The following is an 18703-nucleotide window of genomic DNA, read 5'->3' as shown; positions in this document are numbered from 1 at the left end:
GAATTGGCTTGTTAAATACCGCGATATTGTAAAAATATCGCGGTAGTTTTTTACTTTATTTAGATTTTGCCAACTAAATCTAATGATGGTGTTAATGTTTCTGCACCTGGCTGCCATGCTGCTGGACATACTTCACCGTCATGTTCAGCTACATATTGTGCCGCTTGAATTTTGCGCACTAGCTCTTTTGCTGAACGGCCTATACCTAGATCATGTATCTCAGCAATCTTAATTTCGCCTTCAGGGTTGATAACAAACGTGCCACGTAATGCTAGGCCGTCGTCTTCAATCATGACACCAAAGTTACGAGTAATTTTGCCTGTTGGGTCACCAATCATTGGGTAGGTAATTTTGCCAATAGTGTCTGAACTGCCATGCCAAGCTTTATGGGTAAAATGTGTGTCCGTTGATACTGAGTAAACTTCAACGCCCATTTCTTGTAGTTGTGCATAATGGTCAGCCATATCGCCTAACTCTGTTGGACAAACAAAGGTAAAGTCAGCTGGATAAAAGAAAAATACTGACCATTTTCCTGCAACATCAGCTTCTGAAACCTCGACAAATTCGCCTTTACTAAATGCTGTTGCGTTAAATGGTTGTATGGTTGAATTGATAATTGATTTATACATGTTTATCTCCACTTGTTTTAAAAATATGAGTACTTGTTAAGTAGGAGCAATGATACGTCAGCATTTAAAATAGGAACAATCGTTTGAATTTATTATATCGATAGGCAAAAACTATGAGTGTATTGTAGAATGAAATGTAGAAAGAGAGGATGTTGTTGTGATTGTTTAACTTTATTTTATAGATGGCTAAAATTTCAATGTTACAGAAAATGATATGAAAAATAAGATTGCCGATTAATATCAGCTTAATTTCTTTAGCTATGATCAAAGCAAAAAAAAGACAAAAAAAACGCCCCTCAATTGAGGAGCGTATAAAAATATAAAACACTAATAAAAACAAAAACAGAGGGGAGAGTCTCTTGCTAAGTAAGAGTGTCATTACCATGGTTAGTTCAATTTATATAAAAATAAACCTAAATCCCTCAACGAAGATTTGGTGAAAATAAATGATTTACTACTCATGGAACAAAAACTAATCGCTTTGCTCCTTGAGCACTTTCAATAACTAATAAGTCATCCGCCAAAAAATATAGGCAAAAAAAACGCCCCTCAATTGAGGAGCGTATAAAAATATAAAAACACTATAAAACACTAATAAAAAAACCGAGGGGGAAATCTCTTGTTAAGTAAGAGTGCTATTATTATGGTTAGTTCAATTTAAATAAAAATAAATCTCTTTGCTCCTTTACCACTTTCAATAACTACTTATCACTTTCAATACCTAATAAGTCATCCGCCAAAAATTATAGGCAAAAAAAACGCTCCTCAATTGAGGAGCGTATAAAAATATAAAAACACTAATAAAAACAAAACCGAGGGGGAAATCTCTTGTTAAGTAAGAGTGCTATTATTATGGTTAGTTCAATTTAAATAAAAATAAACCTAAATCCCTCGACAAAAATTTGGTGAAAATAAATAATTTCACTACTCAAGGAACAAAAATTAATTTATTTGCTCCTTGATCACTTTCAATAACTAATAAGTCATCCGCCAAAAATATAGACAAAAAAAACGCCCCTCAATTGAGGAGCGTATAAAAATATAAAAACACTATAAAACACTAATAAAAAAACCGAGGGGGAAATCTCTTGTTAAGTAAGAGTGCTATTATCGCGGTTAGTTCAATTTATATAAAAATAAAACAGGCCCCATCGACGAAAATTTGGTGAAAATAAAGGATTCACTACTCAAGGAGCAAAAATTAATCGCTTTGCTCCTTGAGCACTTTCAATAACTAATAAGTCATTCGCCAAAAATTATAGGCAAAAAAAACGCCCCTCAATTGAGGAGCGTATAAAAATATAAAAACACTATAAAACATTAATAAAAACAAAACCGAGGGGAGAATCTCTTGCTAGGTAAGAGTCACTTGATAGTGGTTAGTTCAACTTTATTGAAAAATAATTTTATATCTGTGTAAGTTGCTGCCTATCAGCAATTAAATTAAGTATCTTGGACAGTTTTTTAGCAAGGTAACCCGACAATAGTTTCGGCTGTTGGCGTATTAATTCGGATTCAGCCGCTGTAATAGCAACATGACAATCTATTAACCTGTTGTTTGAGCTCAACAACAAAACGTCATCTGCAAACGTTTCTACCTCAACACTCGATGCTTGTCTTGCTACATTGCCAAATTCCTTAATCGCGACAAGATAAAAATTGATTTGTAAAACCTCTGCTTCATCGCCATACCAATTCGCCGTCATGGTATGAAAATTTAACTGCGCTTCAAGTTTATTACTAATGGCGGCAATATTTTTTATTTTGGCCACTAAGTCATCACTCACCTGAATAGAAATTGGCAAGGTTTCAGTCATAATATCCATGATGGTTAACGCCTTTTTAATAAGTAGTTTATCGGTAAATAATGAGCATTCACCACAGCTATATAATTTGATAGCTTTGCCCACGCCATTATACCATAGCTAACTGGCTAAATTATTTTTTGCATATCTGTGCATTTATCTTCATATCCGCCCATAACAATCCATAAAAATCGCGCGATTAAATTCACTAGGATTAAGTTCAATAGTGAGCAGACTAAATACTATACTCCACACCATTAAAAAATAAAGACAGACCTTTCTATCTCATCGTTATTCAGTTTCTATTGTTATTGTTGCTCTTTTATCGATATTATAAGGCAACGACATATGATCAAAAGTTATCAATCGCACTGCTGCATCAATGATGGGTGGAATCGTTAACGCGGCTACGCTCGCACCATTAACTACTGCCAGTAGAATAGCTATTGTGGAGAATAACGCAATTAAAACAACACTGATTAAAGCTAGAACAATAAGAAAAAAGCCTTTAAAACTTTTTAATCTCAGCCATAAGTTTCATAAATGGTTGATGTTATTTATTGGTGCGCAATTTGTTATTTGGTCTGTTACGGGTGCTTATATGGTCTTTTTTGATATTGATTATATTCACGGTGATAGCTTAATTATCAACCATCAAAATAAAATAAAATCAGAGAACTTAGCTTACTCCTCACCAACATTATTTCAACAATATCCGCGGGCTAAAAACTTAAGTGTTGGCATGCTGGCAAACCGTGAAGTCTATCGCTTTAACATAGCTAAACAAGCAGTTATAATTGATGCACAGAGCGGCGAACAGTTATCGCCATTAAATAAAAACACGGCAATTACCCTAGCAAAACACTTTTATTCTGGTGATGGTAAAGTACTTAATGCCGAGCTAATAACTACAAATCCACACTTTGGCTTAAGTGCTCGACATTTACCTGTATGGCAGGTTAATTTTGACAACTTCGCCTCACCGTCGCTTTATATCTCAGTGAGTAGCGGTAAAGTTGTTAGCAAACGTCACCAACTTTGGTATTTGTTTGATTGGATGTTTCGCTTGCATATCATGGATTATGGCGACGACGAAGATGTCAGTAATTGGTTGCTGTTTTTTATTGCTTCATTGGGATTTTTTGCTGTCTTTAGTGGTTTAGTACTGACTTATTTCAAAGTGATCAAACCGATGATAATCTCACGTAGAAAAAACCGCGATAGGGCTAAAAAAGCGCAACAAGATAACAGCTTATCTTTTGGAGACAAGTCATGATGCTTTGGATAAGAAAAATTCATAAATGGGCCTCATTACTCGTCGGTCTACAAATACTTATTTGGCTAACCAGTGGTTTAATTTTCAATGTGATTGATCACAACAAAGCCCGCGGTAATGCTTATCGTCAAACGGTAATGACCGAGCAGTCAACCCTGGCAAACAAAGCATTGTTACCTGTTAAAAGCGTACTAAAATTATACCCGGCTACGCTTGAACTCAACCAAGTCAGTATCCTCTCGCAGCCTTATTACCTGCTCACTCAACAGCAAGGGTTATATCGCCACTTTGCCAACAGTTACCATCTCGTCAATGCTATTACAGGTGAGCTAACCTTGGTGGATGAACCGTTCGCCAAAGCTATTGCCAAAGCGACTTATAATGGTCCAGGTAATATTAAGTCTGTCGCGTTAATATCGCCGCCAATTACCGACTTTCTCAAACATAAAAATTCCAGTTGGCAAATTAACTTTACTGATGACTTAGCCACTAGTGTTTATGTTGAACAAGGCTCGGGGCGTTTAGTAGGCCATAGTAATAGTGATAAACGCTTTGCTGATTTTTTCTTTATGTTGCACTTTATGGATTACGGCAGTGCAGGCAGCTTCAACACAATTCAAATAATATTATTTGCTTTTATCACCTTGTGGCTCACGCTTTCTGGTTTGATATGGACATTACATATGCTGCGAAAAGGCCAATACCGCTTAAAGAAGTTTTAGCTCCATGCCATAGTGCTAGCCATAGTTCTGCTCCTCATCCTGATGATAGTCATAGTACAAAGCTAAACACTTTATTTTAATTTGCTCTGCCAGCGGTTACTATAGCTGCCCATGTATATTGTAGAATAACCTAATGACAAAATTAATTAGCCTTCTTTGCATCGCACTCACGTTTTTAAGCACCACAACTTTTGCAGAAACCTTAAAAGTCGCTTCTTGGAATATCGCTTGGTTGGGGTCTCATGAATATAACCAACGCAAAGACACCGATTACCAAAAGTTAGCGCGTTATGCACGCGAATTAGATGCCGATGTCATTGCCTTACAAGAAGTTGAAAGCGCAAAATGGGCACAAAAAGTTTTTGGTGACGACTATGACTACTTTTTCACCACAAAAGATTGGGTCCAGCGTGTTGGTGTCGCGGTAAGAAAAAGCAGCGGCTATAAAGCCAGTGCGGTCGAATACCGTGAACTTGACCAAGGCCTAGCGCGCCGAGGCATGGACGTTACCCTAACAAAAAATGGTAAGAGCGTGCGCTTATTAGCTGTGCACATGAAATCAGGCTGTTTCGATAAAGCTCTTGATCAAGCCAGCATTGCTAAAATGCCCAATAGCAATGAAAAAGAACAGTATGCAAAAATAGCCTGCGCAGAACTTGCCAAGCAAGCCAAGCCATTAGAAGCTTGGATTGATGCCCGCGCTGAAGAAGGTATTCCTTTTATATTACTCGGTGACTTTAACCGTCGCTTTGTTAAAGACATAGCGTTAAATTACACTGAAGTACAAGGCTTATGGCAAACCATTAATGATGAAGGTGGCGAAGCACTGTGGGCGCCTACAATTACAGCAGAATCACAATGCTGGGGCGGATATTACAAAGACTATATCGACCATATAATTTTTGATCCAAAAGCAAAAGCGCATTATGTCGAAAACTCATTTGAGCAATTAGTCTTTGAGCCAAAATACACCCGAGAGCTTAGTCAGAAACTGAGTGATCACTGCCCTATTTCAATAAAGTTGGCACTATAAGCGCTTGTAACCACCCAGTATTCATTAAGTATTAATGCTTAATGAATACTGGGTGCTATTTTTAAAACGTATTATAGTATGGCTATTAGTCTTGTCAGTTATTGTGCTAAGCAGCCACTGTTTCAAAAGTAGTCACAACAACCCATGCCTGAGCTAGTGCAATGTAAGCAGCAACGTTTACGCTAAACAGTGAAATTAACCATGAATAATATCCAGAGTGCATCGAAAGAATACGTCATTTTATTGCACGGTTTAGCGCGTTCAGCACATTCAATGGACAAAATGGCACAACGCCTAACCGAGCAAGGTTACAGCGTATTAAATATTGACTATCCTTCACGTTCTTACTCTATTGAACAGTTAGCAGAACAAACCATTTCAGATGCGTTAGCACAATGCCACAACATGCCAGTCAGCTTTGTAACCCATTCGATGGGTGGCATTTTAGTACGGCAATTTCTCAGTCACCATAGTATTAAAAACCTCAATAAAGTGGTTATGCTTGGGCCACCAAACAAAGGCACTGAAATTGTTGACAAACTTGGTAATTTACCCGGTTTTCATTTAGTGAATGGTGATGCAGGCATGCAACTAGGCACTGGCGCATTAAGTGTGCCTAACCAATTAGGCAAAGCCAATTTTGATGTCGGTATTATTGCGGGCACCCAAAGCATAAACTTGCTGCTATCGACCCTCATTCCTGATGCTGACGACGGTAAAGTCTCGGTCGAAAGTACTAAAATTGATGGCATGAATGATCATATTGAAATACCAACCTCTCATGTCTTTATGATGCGAAATGACGCGGTTATCGCACAAGTCATTAGTTACCTCAAACAAGGTAAATTTAACCGCTAATATAGCAATAATAGTACTGACGATATTATTTAAGCCCTGATGACTAAAAAATAATATCCTACTGCCTACAACCACAAATCACCTCAATAAAGACTAAAGTCTGATTGACAACCCCATCAACGTTGACTACGGTAAATTACAAAAATAAATGGGTTAAATAACCACGCGGTAATAAGTCATGTCTACAAATCGTCAGATTGCAGTTTCACTAGCTTTACTTGCGGCCACTTTAATAGCATTGCTATTAATTGCCTTAGCACAGATAACAACCAGTATAACTTGGTATGTATCATCTATATTTATAGCAAGCCTTGTTATTTCTTTCGTCAGTATCAACTTTGTAATTAAGAAAAATCAACAAAATCAGCGTCAGTTATTGCTTCACGCTTTAAAGCTTGATATTTCAACCAACCAATCTTTACAGGATATTCTCTGTAATCAGGCGAGTAAAACCAGCATAGCAGGAAAAAATATTGACGATAAAGCCAGTGAGTTAGCCATTAACTCTGCAGAAGTCAGTTTTTTCCTTGAAAAGCTCAGTGGTGCTATTGAATTATCGAGTGAAGATGTTGATCGGCTAGCCAGCGCTGCTGAGCAAATGTCTATTAGTATTAAGGTGATGAATGAAAATGCGGCAATAGCATCGCAACAATCTAGCCAAGCCATGACAGCAACGTCGGCTGGGTCACAGCAGCTAAATGAGAATGTCGAGGTGATCGAGCAACTCAATAGTGATGTGATAAATGCCGCTGAAAAAATAAAATCGCTATCGCAAAAAGCGACTAAAATTCAAAATATCACTAATGTTATCGATGGAATTTCACGCCAAACAAACCTCTTGGCATTAAATGCGGCAATAGAAGCGGCTCGTGCTGGCGAACAAGGTCGAGGCTTTGCGGTTGTGGCTGATGAAGTCAGAGCATTAGCATCGAAGACAGCTGAGGCAACAGATCAAATTGGTAGCATGCTCACCCAGATCAATGAGGAAACGTTACAAACCACTGAAGTAATGGCACAAGTTGTTGAGCAAAGCCATAATATTGTTAGCAGCATGGGTTCACTCGCTATTTCTTTAAGTGATATCAATCAAAAAATGACTGAGTCGTCTGATGCCAGCAACCTCATCAGTAACGCACTAGAAGAACACAATGCCACCAGTGATGAAATTTCCATGGCGATCACAAATTTACATGACTTTTTACTCGAAAAAAGTAAAGAAACCCATATAGTTTCAGATAAAGCAAAAGCGCTATGCGAAAGTACCGAGTCAATATTCATCGATCTGGCTGAATTTAAAACTGGTTCTTTAGTGGAAAAAATCTGTTGGCAAGCACAGCTAGCAGCACAACAAGTAGCCACTATGTTTAGTGATAAAATTTCACGTAATGAAATTAGCCAACAAGCTCTTTTTAACTTTAGTTATAGTAAGATTGCCAATACTAATCCGCAAAAATATCATAGTACTTTCGATGACTTTACCGATAAATTTTTACCGGCGATTCAAGAACCAATTTTAAAAGAAAACCTTGAAGTTGTCTTTGCTGGCGCCGTCGATATCAACGGCTACTTTCCTACTCATAACCAACGTTATTCGCAACCGCTAACCGGTAACATCGCCACTGACAGTATTAATAATCGCACTAAGCGAATATTTGACGATAGCACAGGCATTCGATGTGGCCAGCACACGCATAAGTTTCTTCTGCAAACATACAAGCGTGATACAGGTGAAGTTATGCATGACGTTTCTGCGCCAATTATCGTCAACGGCCAACACTGGGGCGGCTTTCGTATCGGCTTTAAAGCACAATAATGTTAAGCAGCACCTCAGTGCTATTGTGAAATAATTATGAAAGTTTCAAATTAACGATGCCAATCAGATAAAAGTTTAGTATGGTAACTTTGAGGGTTTGTTAAACTTTTTGAGGGTTTTTACCCGTGATTATTCGCTTTTGATCATAGGCTAGTGCATATACTTAGTCGTTACTTTAATCAAACATCTGATGACGAAGAAAAGGGCTAACAGTGCTACTGATTGCCTTTAATATGACTTGCTCTTTGCTGTGAGGAATTTACATAGCACAGGTTGCTAGATACCTGCACCGCGAGCAAGCTGTATTGAATGCAAAAAAAGAAACATGAAAAATTAACAACCCCTACCAAAGCAGTATTTAATAAATCTAGGTGAGGGAATCAAGATGATATTATTTAAAAAATTCACGCGATCAACTGTTGTGGTATTAAGTGCGATATCAAGTTTTACGTCGGCAAACGACATGGAAATCACGGCTATAAAACAAGTCATTTCAGAAAACAGCAAACGCCATACCTACAGCGGTAATGTCAGAATTGCTTTTGCCCATGGCAACTTGTCGACTAAGTCAAGTCGTGCTTCTTTTCAAAAAGGTAAAACTGTGATGGAAGGTGATGTAGAGATTATTCTCAGTAACGCCATTGCCAAAACTCAAAGAGTCACTTTCATACCCTCACGACAGGGCTTAGTGGCTGAAATGGATAAAGTTACCTTTACCTATAAATAACCACGAAAAATAGCGCTTTAGCCATATTGTTGATGCGATCTTCATAGGCATAGTTTTTATCCCCCAACCACTGCTGGGTGCAGTGGTTGGGGGGTAGCAATCTAGCCTTGGGCAATTGTTTATGTAGGTCGAACTTTAGTCCGTCAGCTGTTAAGTGGATGATTACTGTCATGGGTCAAATATCTACAGCCAAGTTAATTTCACCTGAAACGGCAATAGTTAACCTTTGAAATCGCTAAGCAACAATCAGCTATCTATGGTTCTGGGTGTGGCATTAAAGTGGCGTTTAAATTCGCGGCTAAATTGTGACGGGCTAGTATAACCCACCAAGATTGCCGCCTCTGTTGCCTGCTTACCTTCTGTGACAATCAGATCTTTGGCTTTGTTTAAACGTATTTTTTTTAAATATTGCAATGGTGTTTCGCTGGTAACTTGTCGAAAAGCGCGATGAAAACCTGAAACGCTCATATGTGCTTGATTAGCCAAATGCTCAACCGATATTACCTCGGCATATTCTGTGTGCAGCGTATCAAGCACACGAGCAATCCTCGCATAATGACCATCATGACGAGCTAAATCAAATAATATATGGCCATTATCACCCACCAAGGCTCGGTAGACAATTTCTTCAACAATCGCCGGCCCAAGAATTTTTGCTTCAACATCTTCGTGTAGCGCTTTGATTAACCGAGTAATCACACTATTGAAATTATCATCTAAACTATTTGATTTAACACCAAAATCTAATGGCGTTTTATGACTCGGTGTTGCTAAATTACCTAACGTATTTTGTTCATTAATTTGGTTAACGAGTTTATGTAATATATGCGAGTCAACATCAATAATTAACCCTAAAATAGGCAAGCCATGGTCAGAAAACGCTTCACATTCTAAGGGCATTGGCACACCTAACACTAAATAGTCGCCTGAGCCATATTGCACACAATTGTCTGCAATATAAATATTTTTACGCCCTTGCCCTATTACAATAATGCCTGACTGATAAAGTAATGGCTCTCGATCACTGCCGGCACCAGCACGATAAAATTTTACGCCCGGAATCAGCGTTTGATAACTGCCATTCAATGTATTCAATGATTTTAAATGCGCAAAAGACTGCATTAGTTGTGCTAAATTTTTCATAACTTACTCAAACAATAAACATGCTTATCATCACATTTATACAAATAGGCAATGATTATCGATAAAAATGCCTATTTACACAACATTTATTACAGTAATATGCAATAAAAAAAGCTACTATGCTTTTTATTCGATAAATATTAAATGAGGTATCCCATGGAATTTTCATACGTTAACCCGACTCAGATCCATTTTGGCCAAGGTAAAATTGCCAGTGTAACTGACGCTATTCCAAGCACTAGCAAAGTGCTGGTTATTTACGGCGGTGGCTCAATCAAAAAAAATGGTGTTTATCAACAAGTACAAAATGCCTTAAGCAAGCATACTTGGATAGAGTTTTCCGGTGTTGAGCCCAATCCAACGATGGAAAATTTAGATAAGGCTGTTGCGCTAGTTAAAGCTGAAAAAGTTGATTTTATACTAGCGGTTGGTGGCGGTTCAGTGATCGATGGTGCGAAATATGTTGCTGCCGCTGCATGCTATGACGGTGCAGGCTGGGACATTCTATTAGGTAAGCATAACGTGACTAAAGCTATTGCCATTGGCGCTGTACTGACCTTACCTGCTACTGGCTCAGAGTCTAATTCGGGTTCCGTTATTACCCGCGCAGCAACTCAAGATAAACTGCCATTCTCCTCGCCAGCCGTGCAACCAAAGTTTGCCGTGCTTGATGCTGATGCAATGAAAACATTACCAGAACGGCAATTAATTAATGGTTTGGTTGATGCTTGGGTACATACCTGTGAGCAATATTTAACTATGCCAACGGGTGCTATGGTACAAGAGGGTTACGCAGAAGCCTTGCTTAAAAACTTACTAACTTTGGCTAAGCAATACGACCAACATGAAACGCTACAATGGCGTGAAAATCTCATGTGGACAGCAAATCAAGCGCTTAATGGCTTGATTGGTGCCGGTGTACCACAAGACTGGGCAACACATATGATTGGCCATGAAATGACCGCACTTTACGGCGTTGATCACGCACGCTCATTGGCGATTGTACAACCTTCATTATTGCGCAACCAACTAACGGTTAAAAAAGCTAAGTTAGAACAGCTAGGTCATAATGTTTTTGCCTTAGCTGCCGGTGATGATTTAGCTGAACGCACAATTGTTGCTATTGAAGCCTTCTACCATAGCTTAAATGTTGCTACACAACTAACTGAACACGGCGATGATAAAGCTAGCGCTATTGATAAGATCATTGCACAGCTTAAAGCACACAAGATGACAGCGCTAGGTGAACACCAAGCCATTACCTTAACGCAAAGTCGTGAAATATTGCAGTTAGCGGTTAAGTAACCGTCTGTAAGCTAATAGTCTGTAAAATGAGTAACGCTCACTAAAAATACTAAGCGAGTATAATTTTCAATACTGGCTTAGTATTGCCACTATTTACTTAACGCCTGGTTTGATAACACAGCTCTGATCTCGTTTAGCGCGTCTACCGCAAAACCTTGATCATAAAAGTACAATATTTCGCCTTTATTATTTAGCAGCACCACACGGGCATTAGAAATATTTTCATTACCGGTAAAAGCCTGAACTTGTTCACCATCGTCATAAATCGTCACCACCCCTTGCCATAGAGGTTTTGGAATGCCAGATCGCATACCATTATCAATAAAGGTACTAAACATTTGTGGAAATAAGCCTTGTATAGTCGGTACTTCGTAAACTTTTACCCGGGTATCGGTTACATCTAAAGCAATTAACCAACGATCAATATCAAACTGTGAATTTTGCACATAACCAATCAAAAGTAAGGTTAAGTCGTCAGTGAAATCACTTGGAATGGTTAATGATTTTTTTTCTAAGGTTTGACCCACTACGGTGGGAAATATTTGTCCGGTAATATCTTTATTTGGATATTGTGTGCTACAAGCTGTTAGCAACAATAGCGCAAAAAAATAGCTTATTATTCGCATGTTATGCTCCTGGTTAATCTGTTGAAAAACAATACGTCAGCGCTTTTATTTTGGTTCACACCATAAACCCATAAGCAGATGACATTTAATAGCAGAAATAGTCGAAAAGTGCCAATAAACGGGTGGAAATCATCATAGACTTTATTGTCTGATTAACTGATGAACACAACAAAGTGTAGTACCATTACACAGTATTATGCTACTTAAGCCCTCTTAATCGCTCACGATATTTATCACGCGCTAGTGCTTGCATATCAGTTACCGTATCACTTTCATCAACAATTTCACGACCAAGCAAGGTTTCAATAGCGTCCTCTAAAGTAACAACCCCTGAAGTTTGACCATACTCATCTTCAACTGAGTAAATATGTATATGATTTTTAATAAACATATCTAACAACTGCTGAACCGGTAACTTTTCAGATACCGCAGCTAACTTAATCACAAAATTACTAATCGGCTCATCACCATGCCCGTTACGTTCAGCTTCATATAAATCCCCCTTAATCACTTTACCGGTAATATCATCAATGGTTTTACCGTAAACGGGTATGCGGGAAAATTGCCGAGTTTGTTCATGATTTAGCGCCGCAGTGACGGTGATGTCTTGATGTAACATGTGCACTACCGTGCGAGGTGTAAATACATCGCCAGTGTGTAATTCTCGCAAATTTAGTATATTTGATAAATATTCATTTTCTTGCGAGAACAGACTGCCATCTTTGTAGCCTAATGACGCTAAGGCTATAATTTCTTCCCGGGTAATTTCATTGGCTTTATCCCGCTTGAATGAGTGCGTTAACCGAGTTGATAGCCAAACCAATGGATAAACAATTCTCACCAACCAAGTGATAACAAAGGCAGAAGGTATAGCCAAACTGCGCCAGAATGTTGCCCCCAACGTTTTAGGAATAATTTCTGAAAAATACAAAATCACCAGCGTTAACAGCACAGCAATCATGGTTTCCCACTTTTCACCAAATATACCGATAGCCTGTGCGCCAACACCTGCTGCACCCATGGTATGTGCAAAGGTATTAAGAATTAATATACTGGCAAGTGACTCTTCTAAACGCGTTTTAACTTTTGCTAGCACCAGCCCATGCTTAGGTTTTTTGGTTTGCATTTGCTCAACAAAACTTGGCGTTATCGATAATAATACCGCCTCAAGTATTGAACATAAAAATGACACCCCAATCGCAATTGCCAAATAAATAAACAGTAAAGTCACTTAGTCATTCCAAATCTATAATATTAAATTTCACTGCTAAATAGCATATCACAATGTAGGCAAAGCACTTGGTTTGACTACTTAGCTTAATGGTATTAGTAGGGATTGAGGTGATTAATTAAACAAAGCCGTGAGAAATTTATTGCCTGGATAGATTTTAATTTTTTGACGGTAACTCGCTGTATTAATTTTACACAAATATAAATAGTACATTTTTTTGAAATCATATTAAAAATTTACAGCAAACAGCTAAACTTTATCTAAAATTATTCGCCAACAAAGTGGCTATAAATAACCATCTGGTGTTGCCATTGAAAACAAAGCGCCAGAAACCTTCAACGCATTTAGTCTTAAAACGGTTAAGGCTTACTGCTTGGCTTCATCAAGGTTTATCAAGCGAGTCAATGATGATGTAAAGTACAAGTAATGAAGTTTTATCACTTGTACTGCATAGCATTACAGCAATATATTGCGCTGTGTCATTAAAAGTTTTGAGCATTAAAAATCGCTGAGCCATACTTATTAGAAGTAAAAGCGCTTTATTTACGCCATAAAATCTTCTAAAAACCAAGCTGCAAACTCATGCCGCCCTTCTACATTGGCTTTACTATATATCACAGAGGCTTGCTGGCGAACCGTTTTGTCTTTGGTATTTCTAACACTGCTTATTTCTTTGAAGCTTAGTCCTTTAAGTAGCAACATGGCAATTTCTTGCTCACTAAGTGTTAAGTGCCATTGTTCAAACTGGCTATGAATAACATGACTATAGGCATGGCGAGCATTTTTCATTTCTTGAGAAATATTTCTCAATTTATCATCCGAAAAGACTAACTCTTGTTTTAGCCTAACAGTATTTAATGTTCGAGAATGTATGTCTTTAACTAAAAACAGCGCACCAAAACCAGAAACTATTACAATAAGACTTTCTGAGAAAACATGCCACATAGGTACACCTAAAGAAATATCAGTGATCACGTCAAAAAAATTTAATAGCATTATTATAACTAAAATTAACACTATCACTTTATCCTTCATAAAACCTCTTTATATCAAATAGTTAAATATACAATAGACAAATGTACCATCACGAAAAATAAGCCTAAATTAAGTAAGGCTCGACCTATGTCTAATGACCCTTCATATAATAACAGCAATAATTGACTTACAACGTTTAATTACCTGTGAATTTATTGTATGTCGTTATTACTGGTGAAAGAAATACCTAAGATACTTCACTGCAAATATGCGCTATTTTATTTATGCTTTATTGTTCATTTCCAATATCGTCAGCATTTGCCTTTGAAAAAAGCTAAGTGAAAAAAGCTAAGTCGTTGAACTGTCTTCGCTTGGCGCTTTTGAGCTAAAATTTGCCACCATTAAAAAAGCAAACCTTATGGTAGGCCAAAATTTAATTGGCGAGGTAAGCTACAAATCTGGTGAAACTATTGCTAGTGTTGAAGGCTATCGAGCACTTTCTCAATTTGAAGTCCTGCTATTTTTTAAAGACCTAGAAAAACTTAAGGCTATACTTAAGCCAATTTGCCAACCCGCCAAGTTAAAATACTGGGTCACCCCTGTTTTACAATCTGGCTATTTTTAACGCCACAGCAATAAAAGAGAAATAATATGAATATTAATAGGCAACAAGTTTTCGTATGGAGTCGTAAAGTAAGGCTTTTTCATTGGATAAATGTCATCGCAATTTTATTACTCATTGCGATTGGCACAGTGATATTAAACGGAAAAGCATTTGGCCTTAGTACCGAAGGTAAAGTGTTATTAAAAACCATACATGTGTTGGTGGGATATGTTTTTGCTAGTAACTTGATTTTTCGATTAATCATAGCTTTTGTCGGTAAAGGTTATGAGCGGTGGCATAAAATATTACCTTTTAAAAAAGGCTTCAAAGCTGAATTAGTTGCATTCACACAAGGTAAAAAGGTAGCTTACAAAGGCCATAGCCCTGCAGGTAAGTTGATGGTACTAGCACTGTTATCCGTTATGACAGTACAAATGATTTCAGGTCTGGTTATCGCCGGTACCGACATTTACTACCCCCCCTTTGGTCAATATTTTGCTGAAAGTATTGCCATCAATAAAGACAATATAGCGGCGATAGCACCTTATTCAAAAGAAAACGTTGATGCAGCGGCTTATCAAGTGATGAGAGATTTTCGAGAACCTTTTATTACCGCTCATGTATATGCTTTTTACTGTCTATTATTGTTTATTCCACTGCATATTATTGGGGTAATTATCGCTGAAAGACGGGAAAAAAGCGCCCTTGTTTCTGCCATGATCAATGGTTATAAATACCTACCAAATAATAAGACTGATGAGCATTAAAGCTTAATTCTTATTTCAACAAAAGATAATTAAAGACAAAAAATACTGATAACAATCCTAAACACCACCTTAGCAGGTGGTGTTGATCGGCTGTTTAAATTAAAAAGTTTGCATCCACATCACCAATATAGAAAGTGACAATCGAGCGTGAAAAATAGAGGGTAGAAATACACCTTATAAAAATGGCACCATTAACATTAACAAGCCGATGAACTCCTCAACAAACAGGCTAAATAAAGCTCATATTGACCTAACCATATGAATGCTAGATGAGAGATGTTAATAAAAAATAGCGCTTAGGCCAGAAGAGTACTGAGTAAAGGCGACATCACGCTAATAGTCCGCTCAGATAAATACTACAGCAGTTTCACTTTCTGCGCCTAACTAGATTTATTGATTCGATTTTAACAGAACATCAAAGCGCTACTATCTTAATATAGTTGGACAACATACGTTTAATAGATGATAGTTCTAGCATCTTAGCCACTAGTAATTACTTTAAAGGAGCTCAAATTGGAGACTAAAAATTTAACTACCGTCACTATTATTTATTACCAAGAGGACAGTTTAGAATTAAAGCATGAAATTAAAAGCTATCCTAAAAATAAATTTGGCCGGGTTATTATCCCGCAGGAGTTCAGACAGAATAAGTCTATATTAGCTGTTTGTCTTGGTGAGATAACTATCATAAACAAAATCGGTGATAGAATTATATCACTTGGAATTGAAGATGAGGACTTGTAGTCTTTAAGCTTTATGGACAGCTAAGCCATATTGAATTTTTAATAATCAGACTATGCCTGCTTTCATTCTTTATATTAGCTCAAACTTGAACTATCACTTTGACGTTATAGATTTTGCTCAAGACTAACAGTCGGAAAAGCCATGTGAGTTCATCATAAAACTGCTAATGCTAATTTTGTGCACATTCGAGACATAAACTATTTCAAGTGTCAGGATCTTTTACAGTCAGCTAAAGGCCATATTGCTGACCTTATAATGAGCCGAATTAATAAAAAGAGTTTGTGTATAATTTTTGTCAAAAAAGTACGCATCAATGTCATGAGCTTAAGTTTACTTGACGCATTTACAATAGGTTAGCTGGTTGAAAACCTGCCTATGAATTAAAAATATAGAGAAATCACCAATAAGCTGTTCGGTATTTAATTCATTCAACTGAGTTTTTAGAACATTACCGCAAAAAACCTACCAATTTCACTCGAAATCGCCCCCCTTACTTTTCCTTGTTTTATGGGTTTTATATTAAATGCTCTCAATGATTCCATTCAGGCTGAACTCGTTCGGTTTTTCAATGTTACCGAGATAGTTGACCTTTCTCACTTGATGTCAACTTTGAGCCTTGAGTTGCCATTAAATGAATTAAATTTGTCTCATTAAAAATTACAGATTTTTCAGGCAGCTGATATGAGCGCATTTAGTAGGCACTTATCCAATTTAATTATCTAGTCTGATTAAAATAGAACAGTCGACTTGTCCTTTATAATCAAAGTGTACTCTCGAACTTTTTCAATGGGTGGCGTGACAAACTATCCGATTACAGGTTAATTACTAAATTGTTTATTTACGGGTAATACTATGTCAGGATTTTTTACACTTTTTGAGATGTTCACATTAGCGCGCAGTGTATTTTATTGTAATCATTATATATTTAATTTCTGGTATAAATTTTGCTGTAAGAAAGTATATACATTATAACAGAAGCCGTAGCATCGTAGTTACAGCATTAAGGAACTACTAATGATAAAAACATTACTAAAAACGATTATTATATGTACCATTTTCATAACGAGTATAGGTGTGAAAGCTGAGGTAATAGCATTAGAGGATTGGTTTGACCTAGCAGGTAGCAGTAGCAAGGGTTTAACACAGTCCCAGTTTGACGATTCGTTCTATTTCGCGGTTGCTCAAGATGTGGATTTTTCAACGACAGACACATATGAGGTACACGACGGTTACCATGTTGCATCTTACAGAGAATTTTATGAATCAGTAAGTTTATATAAGGGGCTGTCTTCTGGTGGGTATATGCATAACCAAGATGGGTGGAGTGCTTACACATCTGCAAGCGGAAGCAGCGACCATACTTTTTTCGCATTTGCCGATATGTTTGATTCATCACGTTCAAACAAAGCGTTACACGCAGGGTTATCATCAGGGGATTATGAGCACCCTGATACAGCCCCTTACTTCGAATTATGGGGCAAAAATTTAACGAACGAAAATAAATCTAAGTTCGCTGGATTAATGTTAAAAAAAGAAAAAAAAGTAGCAAGCATGAATTTTTTCATCGTACCCGAACCATCTACACTTGCTATTTTTGCACTAGGAATGATGGGTTTAGCAGCACGTCGATTTAAGAAAAAATCTTAATATAGATTGGTTATCAACATTAATTATCGACGAGGGTATGCCTGCATAAAACCATGTAACCCAATGTTGTCGATAATCATCAAGAAGCATCTCCAATTAGCTTGATGCTTTTTTGATCGCCAGGATGGTGGGAATGCCAAACACGCAGGAGCAGTTTTTGTGCCGCTCATAAAGCGGTGTTAATCGAGGAATCTGGTTTTCTAATCTTCGTTTTGAAACGGTTAATTTTTCTCTCCAAACTGATAGCCTAAAAAATCAAAACCATTTTTAATTCTACCTATATCAATTTTATCAAGGTGTTGTTTTAACTTTAGTTTCTCAACATCTTGATTTACCATTTTAACCGCTTGACGTAATTTCCACCTTGATGGTGATAACACAATAATATCATCCATGTAACGCTTATAATGAACGGGTTTACCTGCCATTTCTTTATCTCATTCATAAAGATAAAAACTCGCTATGATAGGGCTTAACTGACAAGTTGATCAAATATCTTGTGTTATATCTCTGAACAAACCACCCAACTCAACACTTAGTTTAAGGGGTTGTGTCAGTAGATTTAACACTATTTTATCTTTAATATAAGTCGACAAGTTAGGTACAATAAGTTTGAGCTACTACAGACTCGTAAACTTAAATGCTATCGAACCTTGTTGTATATGCCATGGTTAATCAAATTGACAAAGTCAGTGAACTCAATATCTATCAATGAAGTAGACATATTAACTTGTTTTCGACAATTACCTTTCAGTTATAATTTCTGATATTCAGCCTGCAAGGGTAATAAGCACATTG

At 37.3% G+C, this 18703-nt stretch carries 18 protein-coding genes; 11 read left to right on the top strand and 7 right to left on the bottom strand.

Annotated elements, in window-relative coordinates; translation table 11 throughout:
- Positions 1-59: 59 nt before the first annotated feature.
- Complete coding sequence (gene ahpC / locus H4J54_RS12845) at positions 60-629, bottom strand: alkyl hydroperoxide reductase subunit C (protein ID WP_182191273.1); 570 nt, start codon at positions 627-629, stop codon at positions 60-62.
- Between the two features lie 1406 nt (positions 630-2035).
- Positions 2036-2455: a hypothetical protein gene (locus tag H4J54_RS12840; RefSeq protein ID WP_259367016.1), complete on the bottom strand. Its 420-nt coding sequence runs from the start codon at positions 2453-2455 to the stop codon at positions 2036-2038.
- A 361-nt stretch (positions 2456-2816) separates the two neighbouring features.
- On the opposite strand from H4J54_RS12840, the gene H4J54_RS12835 reads away from it, so the two are divergent.
- From H4J54_RS12835 to H4J54_RS12810, 6 genes are all read left to right on the top strand, one after another.
- Positions 2817-3710 carry a PepSY domain-containing protein gene (locus H4J54_RS12835; protein WP_259367017.1) on the top strand — a complete coding sequence of 298 codons (894 nt, stop codon included), beginning with the start codon at positions 2817-2819 and terminating at the stop codon, positions 3708-3710.
- A complete protein-coding gene (locus tag H4J54_RS12830) occupies positions 3707-4432 on the top strand; it encodes a PepSY domain-containing protein (RefSeq protein ID WP_259367018.1) in 726 nt (241 codons plus the stop codon). Before H4J54_RS12835 ends, H4J54_RS12830 begins: the two co-directional genes overlap by 4 nt.
- A 133-nt stretch (positions 4433-4565) precedes the next feature.
- A complete protein-coding gene (locus H4J54_RS12825) occupies positions 4566-5465 on the top strand; it encodes an endonuclease/exonuclease/phosphatase family protein (RefSeq protein ID WP_182191271.1) in 900 nt (299 codons plus the stop codon).
- A 201-nt stretch (positions 5466-5666) separates the two neighbouring features.
- Entirely contained in the window at positions 5667-6323 is a 657-nt protein-coding gene (locus tag H4J54_RS12820; RefSeq protein ID WP_182191269.1) for an alpha/beta fold hydrolase, read from the top strand.
- 178 nt (positions 6324-6501) lie between these two features.
- Complete coding sequence (locus H4J54_RS12815) at positions 6502-8136, top strand: methyl-accepting chemotaxis protein (protein ID WP_182191267.1); 1635 nt, start codon at positions 6502-6504, stop codon at positions 8134-8136.
- 385 nt (positions 8137-8521) lie between these two features.
- The gene (locus H4J54_RS12810; RefSeq protein ID WP_182191265.1) at positions 8522-8863 is read left to right on the top strand and encodes a hypothetical protein; all 342 of its coding nucleotides are present in this window, start codon (positions 8522-8524) and stop codon (positions 8861-8863) included.
- 246 nt (positions 8864-9109) lie between these two features.
- Here H4J54_RS12810 and H4J54_RS12805 read toward each other — a convergent pair whose 3' ends face one another.
- On the bottom strand, positions 9110-10006 hold the full coding sequence (locus H4J54_RS12805) for an AraC family transcriptional regulator (RefSeq protein WP_182191263.1): 897 nt from the start codon (positions 10004-10006) through the stop codon (positions 9110-9112).
- A gap of 156 nt (positions 10007-10162) precedes the next feature.
- Between H4J54_RS12805 and H4J54_RS12800 the strand changes: the two genes are divergently transcribed.
- A complete protein-coding gene (locus tag H4J54_RS12800; RefSeq protein WP_182191261.1) occupies positions 10163-11311 on the top strand; it encodes an iron-containing alcohol dehydrogenase in 1149 nt (382 codons plus the stop codon).
- Between the two features lie 89 nt (positions 11312-11400).
- Here the strand turns inward: H4J54_RS12800 and H4J54_RS12795 are convergent, their stop codons facing one another.
- The 3 genes from H4J54_RS12795 to H4J54_RS12785 form a co-directional block, all read right to left on the bottom strand.
- Entirely contained in the window at positions 11401-11937 is a 537-nt protein-coding gene (locus H4J54_RS12795; protein ID WP_182191259.1) for a hypothetical protein, read from the bottom strand.
- A 199-nt stretch (positions 11938-12136) separates the two neighbouring features.
- The gene (locus H4J54_RS12790; RefSeq protein WP_182191256.1) at positions 12137-13168 is read right to left on the bottom strand and encodes a CNNM domain-containing protein; all 1032 of its coding nucleotides are present in this window, start codon (positions 13166-13168) and stop codon (positions 12137-12139) included.
- Positions 13169-13711: 543 nt separating this feature from the next.
- Positions 13712-14203, bottom strand: coding sequence for a LuxR C-terminal-related transcriptional regulator (locus H4J54_RS12785; RefSeq protein WP_182191254.1), 492 nt, complete (start codon positions 14201-14203; stop codon positions 13712-13714).
- A 358-nt stretch (positions 14204-14561) separates the two neighbouring features.
- Here H4J54_RS12785 and H4J54_RS12780 point away from each other — a divergent pair, with 358 nt between their 5' ends.
- From H4J54_RS12780 to H4J54_RS19500, 4 genes are all read left to right on the top strand, one after another.
- Positions 14562-14768, top strand: a complete 207-nt coding sequence (locus tag H4J54_RS12780) for a DUF3240 family protein (protein ID WP_182191251.1) — start codon at positions 14562-14564, stop codon at positions 14766-14768.
- A gap of 26 nt (positions 14769-14794) precedes the next feature.
- Positions 14795-15514, top strand: coding sequence for a cytochrome b/b6 domain-containing protein (locus H4J54_RS12775; protein ID WP_182191249.1), 720 nt, complete (start codon positions 14795-14797; stop codon positions 15512-15514).
- Positions 15515-16027: 513 nt separating this feature from the next.
- Positions 16028-16258 (top strand): TIGR02922 family protein, encoded by a 231-nt coding sequence (locus H4J54_RS12770; RefSeq protein ID WP_182191247.1) that lies wholly within the window; start codon positions 16028-16030, stop codon positions 16256-16258.
- A gap of 1014 nt (positions 16259-17272) precedes the next feature.
- Complete coding sequence (locus H4J54_RS19500) at positions 17273-17905, top strand: PEP-CTERM sorting domain-containing protein (protein ID WP_259367020.1); 633 nt, start codon at positions 17273-17275, stop codon at positions 17903-17905.
- A gap of 221 nt (positions 17906-18126) precedes the next feature.
- On the opposite strand, the gene H4J54_RS12760 is transcribed toward H4J54_RS19500, so the two are convergent.
- Positions 18127-18333 carry a reverse transcriptase domain-containing protein gene (locus H4J54_RS12760; RefSeq protein WP_182191245.1) on the bottom strand — a complete coding sequence of 69 codons (207 nt, stop codon included), beginning with the start codon at positions 18331-18333 and terminating at the stop codon, positions 18127-18129.
- Positions 18334-18703 lie beyond the last annotated feature (370 nt).

Origin of the sequence: Colwellia sp. MB3u-8 (assembly GCF_014076985.1) — a bacterium.
In the GTDB taxonomy this organism is placed as follows: domain Bacteria; phylum Pseudomonadota; class Gammaproteobacteria; order Enterobacterales; family Alteromonadaceae; genus Cognaticolwellia.
Note: the sequence above shows the minus strand (reverse complement) of the source record. Positions and strands in the feature narration are given on the sequence as shown.